Raw genomic sequence first — 973 nt, 5'->3', positions numbered from 1 at the left:
TACCTGCAAGGCGCGAACCCGGCGCAGGCGCTCGGATACAGCGGCCTGGCGTACGTCTGCGCGAAAGACTACGACCTCGGCGGTTCGGCGCAGGTCGAAAACCACACCTTCGAGATCCAGGGTGCTCTCGCCTACTCGCTCGGCAGCGCGGTGCCCGACGTGGACCCGAGCCGCGCGCTGCTGGATCTGCTGATGAACGGCCGCTACGGCGCCAACATCGCAAGCGACCGGCTCGACGGCATGCAGGACTGGTCGGACTACTGCGTCGCGGCCGGCCTGGTCATGTCGCCCGCGCTGACCGAGCAGATCTCCGCGGCCGAGCTGGTGCAGCTGCTCGGGCGGCTCACGAACACCGCGCCGGTGTGGAGCGCGGGGAAGCTGAAGATGATCCCCTACGGCGACAGCCCGGAGGCAGGTCTCGGGCGCACCTTCACGCCCAACGTGAAGCCGGTCTACGACCTCACCGACGACCACTTCATACCGAGCCCTGGCGAGCCGCCTGTGAAGCAGGAGCGCAAGAGCCCGGCCGACGCGAAGAACCATTTCCGGGTTCAGTACCGCAACCGGGCGAACAGCTACAACGTCGACGTGGCCGAGGCGAAGGACCAGGCGGACATCGATGCGCACGGGTTGCGCTCCGAGGCGATCGTGAAGGCCGACTGGATCACCGACGGCGCCGTCGCCCGCCTGGTCGCCCAGCTGATGCTGCAGCGCTCTCTGTACATCCGCGCGACCTACACCTTCAAGTTGCCGGCGAACTTCAGTTTGCTGGAGCCGATGGACCTGGTCACGCTGACCGACGTGGGCCTCGGGCTGGACAGGCACCCGGTGCGCATCACCGCCACCGACGAGGAGAACGACGACGGCGACCTGACGGTGAAGGCCGAGGACTTCCCGGTTGGCGTGGCGAGCGCCACGATGTACCCGAGCGAGGTCAATGCGGGTTACCTGCACGACTACAACGCGGCGCCAG

The 973-nt window shown here is 67.5% G+C and carries 1 protein-coding gene; it reads left to right on the top strand.

Features of this window, described 5'->3' with window-relative positions; genetic code table 11:
- On the top strand, positions 1-973 hold a 973-nt coding region (locus tag AC1DXV_RS34990; protein ID WP_477938095.1), incomplete at both ends, for a phage tail protein.

This window comes from Rhizobacter sp. P3_C12 (genome assembly GCF_056402735.1).
The sequence above is the reverse complement of the archived record's forward strand: the minus strand, read 5'-3'. Positions and strand labels throughout refer to the sequence as shown.